This is a genomic window from Phytobacter sp. V69 (assembly GCF_965644215.1).
Lineage (GTDB): Bacteria > Pseudomonadota > Gammaproteobacteria > Enterobacterales > Enterobacteriaceae > Phytobacter.
Map to the genome: position 1 here is coordinate 33,574 of NZ_CBFFRL010000017.1, position 7,469 is coordinate 41,042.

A 7,469-nucleotide genomic window follows, 5' to 3' on the forward strand; every position below is an offset into this window, starting at 1 on the left:
AGGGCATCAGGCAGCACTACAGCACCCACTCGCTCCGTTCTTCACCGTTAATCAATAGCTTACGTACCTCTCCCTCTGGTAACGACACCTTCAACGCCTTCCATGCCGGACGATAATCACCGGTTGTGACGATCGTCAGATTGATACAGGCACCGTCGCAGGCCATTGCCCATTCCAGCCACAGGGCATTGCCGTTCTGATAGCCCCAGCTTTCGCCGTCATCTTCAAACAGCAGCCCGTCAGTGTGCCCCGTGCCTTTCACCGGGAACAGTTTCAGCTCACGGGTATCATCCGCCGTCGCGCTGACGTGGGTAATGCGCTCACTGAGTGGCAAACCTGCTCCCGCGCGGATCAGCAGCGGCAGTTTTTCCAGTGGTGCGTCGCGGGTAATCCACTGCCCGCCACAGAACCACTCGTGGGTATAAAAATCATACCAGCCGGTCTCGTTTGCCGGCAGCCAGACGCGGCGTTCACGCTGGCCCGCTTCGACCACGCTGGCGACCAGAATATCGCGGCCCAGCAGGAAATCGTCGCACTCTTCAAACGTCTGGACGTCATTTTCGTGATCGAGGAAAGTCGGGCGCAACATCGGCTCGTCGTCGGCATGCGCCTGCCACAGCAGGGTATAAAAATAGGGCAGCAGGCGATAACGCAGCTCGATAGCGCTGCGAATGGCCGGCGTTACCCCCGGATACATCCACGGTTCATTCACCGTATGGTCGTCATTCCACGAATGGATGGTGAAACGTGGGTGCATCACGCCGTTTTGCACCCAGCGCACAAAGAGTTCAGCATCCGGTTTATCGCCGGAGAAACCGCCCACATCGTGGCCCACGTTGTACAGTCCGGACAGGCTCATCCCCAGCCCCATGCGGGTGTTAAAGCGCAGGGTGTCCCAGTTGGTACGGTTGTCGCCGCTCCAGGTTTGCACATAACGCTGCATCCCGGCACAGCCGGAGCGGGAAATCAGATACGGACGTTTGTCCGGGGCAAAACGCTGCTGCGCTTCCAGCGAGGCTCGCATCATCAGCAGCGGCATCACCGGGCGAATATGTTTGATGGCAATCTCGCGGCCAAAGCCGTAGCAGCGCGCTTCACCGTCCCACACTTCAAACTCGTTGTTATCGTTCCAGGTAGAGTCGATGCCCATTTCCAGCAGCTGTGTGGTCACGCCCTCTTGCCACCACTGCACCGTCTGTGGGTTGGTGAAGTCGAGGTTAGAGCCCTCATCGTCCCAGAAGCTCGAACGCTCAGGCGCATCGGTTTCGGAGTCACGAATAAACAGGCCCTTTTCCGCCACTTCGTTATAGCGCGGATGATCCTGCAACAGGCACGGTTTGATGTTGGCCGCCAGTTTCAGGCCCGCGTCGTGGAAGGCCTGACTCATCACTTTCGGCTGCGGCACCTTGTCGTAGTTCCAGTTGAAGACATAGCGCTTGCCGTTAATCGAGGTATAGCCCGACGAGAGCTGGAACGAATCGCAGGGGATAGCATGTTCGGAACACAGGCGAATAAAGTTCATCAGCTGGTTTTGTGCGTCCGGTGCGTCGGTGTAATGCATGGTGGAGCCGCTGTAGCCCAGACTCCACTTCGGTCCAAACAGGGTTTTCCCGGTCAGGCGGACAAATGCTTTAGTGACATCCAGCGCCCGTGCGCCGGTAAAGATATAGTAATCGATATCACCCGCTTCGGCCTGCCAGCGGCGGTAGGCGGTGTGGTAGTTATCGATTTCATTACCCAAATCCAGCCAGCAGCTGCTCAGGTTGTCATAAAACAGGCCGTAGCTGATGTCGTCCCGGCGAGTGAGGGTAAACGGAATATGTTTATAGAGCGGATCGGTGCTGACCGCGTTATAGCCCATCGCATCCAGATTGCGCATCTCATAGCGCTGGCCATTGCGCTGCAGGTTGCCCGCTTTTTCGCCCAGGCCGTAGAAGCGTTCATCCTTTTTGCGGCTCAGATAATGCGCTACGCCGTCGCCATGGGCATTGATCAGATAGGCGCTGGTGGGGCGATCGCCTGCCAGCCATTGCCATTCACCGGCTTCATTGCGGTAATGCCACTCCAGCCAGAGCGGCTGATGGACAGTCACGCGCAGCTTTTCGGTGGCGACGGTTAACTGGTTTTCCTGCTGTTCCAGCGTCCAGGCCGGGCAGGTGAAACCACTCACATCTTCACGACTGCGCCCTTCCCACGGCACATCCTGCGCCGGTGCAATACTCCAGGTTCTGTCCAGCGCCAGCTCACCTTTACGTTTTAGCAGCACGCGGAACAGATTTTCTTCCAGCACATACAGGCACAGCGTGTGCTGCCCGTCGACCAACAGCTCAATATGGTTTTGGGTCTGGTGTTGCAAGGCCCAGTTTTTCAACGTTTTCATAGCAGATATCCATTATCAGGCGCGTTTTGCGCGACGTTCAGCAATAAATGACACCAGGAAAATTGCCCCGATCAGGTCAAAAAAGCCCATGGCGATAAACAGCGGATTGAAACCAATTTTGTCGGCGGTGACGCCAATCAGCAGAGAAAACAGGAAGCTGGCGATCCACGCCGCCGAGCCGCGCATGCCGTTAACGGTGGCCATCTGGCCCTTATCAAAGGACTCGACCACCAGCGCGCTCAGCATGCAGGAGATAATCTGGTGACCGAAGCCGCCAATCGAGATCAGCGCAATGGTGATATAGGGATCGCGGGTGATGGCGACGACACCGAGTGAAATCATCAAAAACGCGCCGGTAACCGAACTGGCGACTACCGAGTTGACGCGGGAGCAGCCGAACCAGCGGGTATAGAGTTTGGTGAGATAGCCACTCGCCACGCTGCCCAGATCGGCGGCCAGGAACGGCAGCCAGGCGAACATTGCAATTTGCTTAAGATCCATCCCGTGCTCTTTCGCCAGATACAGGGGCACCCAAAAACTCAGCACGGCCCAGGCAGGTTCCGCCATAAAGGCCGGAATGGCGATACCGTAAAAGCGTTTGTTGTTAGCAACGGTTTTCAACGCGGTAAAGAAGGGGAGCTTGACCGCCGGTGGTTCGTTGTCCTGCTTGATGAAGGCCAGTTCGTCTTTGCTGAGGTTCGGGTGTTTTTCCGGGTTATGGTAGAACGCCCACCACAGCACCACCCACACCAGCGCCAGAAAACCGGTAAACATAAATGCGCCCTGCCAGCCAAAAGATGCGTGGGCAAAATAGATGATCGGTGGCGCCAGCATGGCACCAATCGAGAAACCGACGCCCGCCCAACCGGCCGCCACAGGACGTTCTGATTTCGGGAACCACTCGCCCAGCGTTTTGGCGTTCGCCGGCGTGGCCGCTGCTTCGGATGCCCCCATCGTGAAGCGCAAAATGGCCAGTTGTAACCAGCTTCCGGCTCCGGCATGGGCGATACAGGCGATAGCCCAGATAATGGCACAGACCATAAAGCCCACTTTCAGGCCAATCACGTCAATCAGCCAACCGCACAGCGGCTGGAAAAGGGTATAAGCCAGCTGAAAAGCACCCACTATCCATGAGTACTGCTCGGTGGTAATGCCCATACTGGTTTTCAGTTCAGGGGCGAGGATCCCCAGTGAGTTGCGGGTGATGTAGTTTACCGTGACGCCCAGTAAAAACAGGACCAGCACCCACCAGCGTAATTTTTTGACTATTCGGCGGCTTTTGCTTGCCACCACTTCATTGTTGTTGATTCCCTGGCTCATTTTTTTCTCCGCACACCGTTCTGTAGGGAAGTCGTTGCGGGCCATCCGGAATGTGTCATACCGATCTGGACCGCGTGGGGATTTTTTTCCGTTCTGGCCTTAATTACGTATACAACTAGTATGGAAGTTGTACGACATGTTTACGGTAGGGGAGAAAAACGGGCAGCCATAGTGGATTTTGTGCAAGAATTCTCATCAATCCGTCACGTTAAAGGGCATTATTCTTTTCTAACCAGCATTCATGAGACTTATGTACCATGAAAATTTTCCCACGGTAGAAATGGAGCGAGATCACAGAATGGATAAAAAGCTAAAAATCAGCGAAATTGCCCGGCGTACCAACCTGTCGACCAGCACCGTTTCCCGTGTGCTGGCAGGGAAGGCTAATACCAGCGAAATGGCCCGCAATCTGGTGCTGGCCTGCGCGCGTGAATTGGGGGTGATGGAGGGGATTGCCGCCGGACGATTGCTGCTCAATAACTTGGTGATTTTCGCCCCTCAGCGGGCGTTCGATGAGCGGTCCGATATCTTTTATTACCGTGTGATTCAAAGCATTAGCAAAGCGCTGGATTCCCACGAGGTGCGGCTGCGCTACTGTCCGCTGGAAGAGCTCGACAGCGATGCCAATGTATTTATTGCGCGAATGAATGAGCCGGAAACCCAGGCGGCAATTCTGCTCGGGATTGACGATCCGCATATTCACGAACTGGCGGCGGATTTTGGTAAACCATGCGTGTTGATCAACTGTCGCGATAAGCGAATGCGCCTGCCAACGATCGCTCCCGATCACCGGGCGATTGGTGAGTTTGCCGCGGATTATCTGTTTGATTCAGGCCATCGCGATATGGTGACCGTGATGTGCCTGCGCCGCTATACCATGGATCTGCGGCTGGCGGGAATTAAAGAAGCCTGGCAGCAGCGCAATCTGCGTTTTCAAAGCAAACGCGATTTAATTACCGTGCCCAGCTTTAGCGCCAAAGAGGCGCAGGAACGGGTCGCGGAGTGGTTAGACTGTCCTGCACATAAAAATCCGCCGACCGCGTTTCTGGTCGGGGGCGATTTTATGGCCGAAGGGACCGTGCGCGCCCTGCAACAACGCGGTTTGCGTGTCCCACAGGATGTCTCGGTGATGAGCATTGATGCGTTCAATCTTGCGGCTATTCAGGACGTGCCGCTGACGGCGGTGCATGTGCCGCGTGACGAGCTCGGCATTGAAGCGGTGCATATGTTGCAACAACGGCTGATTCGCCCGCAAGCGGCCATTGGCTCGCTGTTGATCAATGGCACGCTGGTGGTGCGGGAGTCGGTACGGCGGATACGTCCGGGACAGCGACGTACCGCCGTGGAGCGGGAAGGGCTGTACGGCGTTTAGTTCATCCCCAGCGCCCGTTTACCGTAGGTATTCAAATCGGCCAGCGTAAAGCGGTTCTGCCAGTCGCTTTCGTAATCCTCGCGCGGGAAGTCGCCCGGCGAGGTGCCATTTTCCAGCGCCACTTTCACTTTGCGCGCATAGGCGAGGTTCTTCTCGCACATCGGGGCGGCGGGAATATACATCACGTTTCCCCAGCCCTGTTGATCGTTTACGGGCGCGACCGAATGGATCACATCGCAGTGCCACCAGACGGAATCGCCCGCTTCCAGCGCCGGTATGGTGCTGAGTGCCTCGACCAACAGCGGATGCCATTTCTCGGAAATCGGCAGCACTTTGCCCGGCGCCACGCCGCATAATTCATCTTCCGGCACGTCATCCAGCAGCGGGCGTAACAGCACATAGGCCATCGCTTCCGGGATAGGGACCACGTGCAACAATCCCTGGCCTGGGATCATATCGGACAGCGCCGTCCAACCCTGGAAGGTGCGGAAGACCGAACATTTGGTGGTGTTGTCGACGGTGTACTCTTCCACCTCGGTACGGTGTGCGGCATCCCACGGGTCGTATTCGTCCACCTTGCCGTTAAAGACGCTGGCAAACACCCGCTGATAGGCCGGCAGCAGCCAGCGTTCCAGCGCGCCGGAATCGGTATGCGCGCCCAGCCCTTTTGAGGTGGTTCCCGGTGGGCGACGGCGAATGCGGTCCGGGTAAATCACGCTGACATCCGGGTCAAACCACTGTTTGCCTTCGCTTTCAAAGCGCCACAGACGGTTGAGGAACGACTGCACGGCGGCCATCTCATCGCTCTGGCGTGCCTGCATTTGCGACTGTGACCAGTAGATGGGGTAAATCTCCGGGCGCGAGGCGTCGAGTGAGCCGAAGAAGCTGTCGCCCGGTCCTTTGTAGACGTCGTCAAAGTGGTTTTGCTCAAGGTAGGCCATCATGTCATGGTCCCAGCCGAGCGCCTGCTCGCGAGGGAAATGCCCCTTCATCACCGCGCAGCCGCGTTGTTTAATCAGCGTCCGCTGTAGTTCACTTACCCGTCCTTGTTTCACATCGTCAAAGGGGATCACCGGCCAGACATCCTCACCCTGTGCCTTTAACGCATTGATTTCTGCCACACGCTGGCTAATCCACGCATGGAGTTGGCTGAATACGGCTTCTACGTCACCGATTTGCTGGCGCAGTTCCTGCTTCATTTGCCGGATAGCCGCTTTATGGTCGACGGGTAAATTCTCGCTGGTGAACGTCATAATGGCCTCGCAATCTTTCGTATGAAGGAAAATTAACTTACAAATGATAATTTAAGTTAAAAATAAGTTAATGCAAGTTTAAAAACTTGATGCGGAGCACAAAGCTGAAAGAAGAGGGAGAAAGAGAACAGGGAACAGGCCGGAGCGCACACTCCGGCAGGGAAAATCAGTGGAACGGGGTGGTGCCGTCCAGTACCGCCTGAATCACATTCAGCGCGCCCTGGTGGTTGTTGTCGTCGGTGCGGTGACGGGCGATAGCTTTGATAGCGTCGCTGGCATTTCCCATAGCGAAAGAGAACGCGGTCATACGCAGCATTTCGGCGTCGTTGCCGCTGTCGCCAATGGTTACGCACTCTTGCGGTGACAGCTGCCAGCGTTTAAGCAGACGGGTGATGCCGTTGGCTTTGTGCAGGCCGGGGATAATCAGGTCGACAAAACCGAAGCCGCTGGTTACCGGTTTCATGATGCCGTCGAGCGAAACATGCAGCTTATCCATCAGTTGTGGAATGTCGCTGTCCGGTAAATTGAGCGAGAATTTGAACAGCTTGTCGTTAATCTGATGGTAGTCGCTGACGCGTTGCAGGCGATGGTAGTGCTTTGACATCAGTTTGATAAAGGCATCCGGCGCGTATTCGCTGACGTAGGCACTTTCCAGCCCACAGGCGACAAAATTCAGCCCTTTGTCTTTAAGCAATTCACCGATGACAACCTGTGCTTCATGACGGGTAAGTTCACCGTGGAACAGTTGCTGACCGTGTTCGAACACCAGCGCGCCGTTTTCAGCGACAAAAGAGATCTGCTCTTTCAGTTCCGGGAAGAAGGAAATTAACTGGTAATACTGGTTGCCGCTGGCGACGACGAATTCAATATCACGCTGTTTGAGTTGAATAAACTGTGCCATAAAACGATCGCGGTCGTATTGCTTGGCGTCGTCAAGAAAAGTTCCGTCCATATCAGTGACGATAACTTTCACGGTCATACATAAGCTCCTGGTCTGGGTACCACTCGTAACATTGTAATAACAGTGTGACCTGAAGCACAAATTTATTTCGAATGAAAGTTTGCGTTCACTAGATAGTGTCGTCACAAGATTTTAGCCCAGAGAGCGATGCATCTGATCTGGACGGCAGCGAGAAATGAGGCC

5 protein-coding genes are annotated in these 7,469 nt (G+C 55.5%); 1 reads left to right on the forward strand and 4 read right to left on the reverse strand.

From position 1 onward, the window contains the following. Nucleotides 1-16 precede the first annotated feature (16 nt). Nucleotides 17-2,380 carry a glycoside hydrolase family 31 protein gene (locus ACSZPU_RS04155; protein WP_498995775.1) on the reverse strand — a complete coding sequence of 788 codons (2,364 nt, stop codon included), beginning with the start codon at nucleotides 2,378-2,380 and terminating at the stop codon, nucleotides 17-19. A 15-nt stretch (nucleotides 2,381-2,395) separates the two neighbouring features. Then, nucleotides 2,396-3,700: an MFS transporter gene (locus tag ACSZPU_RS04160; RefSeq protein ID WP_498995778.1), complete on the reverse strand. Its 1,305-nt coding sequence runs from the start codon at nucleotides 3,698-3,700 to the stop codon at nucleotides 2,396-2,398. A 298-nt stretch (nucleotides 3,701-3,998) separates the two neighbouring features. Here ACSZPU_RS04160 and ACSZPU_RS04165 point away from each other — a divergent pair, with 298 nt between their 5' ends. Further along, nucleotides 3,999-5,072 carry a LacI family DNA-binding transcriptional regulator gene (locus ACSZPU_RS04165; RefSeq protein ID WP_498995780.1) on the forward strand — a complete coding sequence of 358 codons (1,074 nt, stop codon included), beginning with the start codon at nucleotides 3,999-4,001 and terminating at the stop codon, nucleotides 5,070-5,072. On the opposite strand, the gene ACSZPU_RS04170 is transcribed toward ACSZPU_RS04165, so the two are convergent. Next, complete coding sequence (locus tag ACSZPU_RS04170) at nucleotides 5,069-6,325, reverse strand: DUF1479 domain-containing protein (RefSeq protein WP_498995782.1); 1,257 nt, start codon at nucleotides 6,323-6,325, stop codon at nucleotides 5,069-5,071. The genes ACSZPU_RS04165 and ACSZPU_RS04170 overlap by 4 nt on opposite strands. Nucleotides 6,326-6,491: 166 nt before the next feature. After that, the gene (locus ACSZPU_RS04175) at nucleotides 6,492-7,304 is read right to left on the reverse strand and encodes a Cof-type HAD-IIB family hydrolase (protein ID WP_498995784.1); all 813 of its coding nucleotides are present in this window, start codon (nucleotides 7,302-7,304) and stop codon (nucleotides 6,492-6,494) included. Nucleotides 7,305-7,469 lie beyond the last annotated feature (165 nt).

Excerpts from the sequence above, each read along its gene's own strand:
- ACSZPU_RS04155 (WP_498995775.1), bottom strand. The coding sequence starts at position 2,380 with ATGAAAACGTTGAAAAACTGGGCCTTGCAACACCAGACCCAAAACCAT.
- ACSZPU_RS04160 (WP_498995778.1), bottom strand. The coding sequence starts at position 3,700 with ATGAGCCAGGGAATCAACAACAATGAAGTGGTGGCAAGCAAAAGCCGC.
- ACSZPU_RS04165 (WP_498995780.1), top strand. The coding sequence starts at position 3,999 with ATGGATAAAAAGCTAAAAATCAGCGAAATTGCCCGGCGTACCAACCTG.
- ACSZPU_RS04170 (WP_498995782.1), bottom strand. The coding sequence starts at position 6,325 with ATGACGTTCACCAGCGAGAATTTACCCGTCGACCATAAAGCGGCTATC.
- ACSZPU_RS04175 (WP_498995784.1), bottom strand. The coding sequence starts at position 7,304 with ATGACCGTGAAAGTTATCGTCACTGATATGGACGGAACTTTTCTTGAC.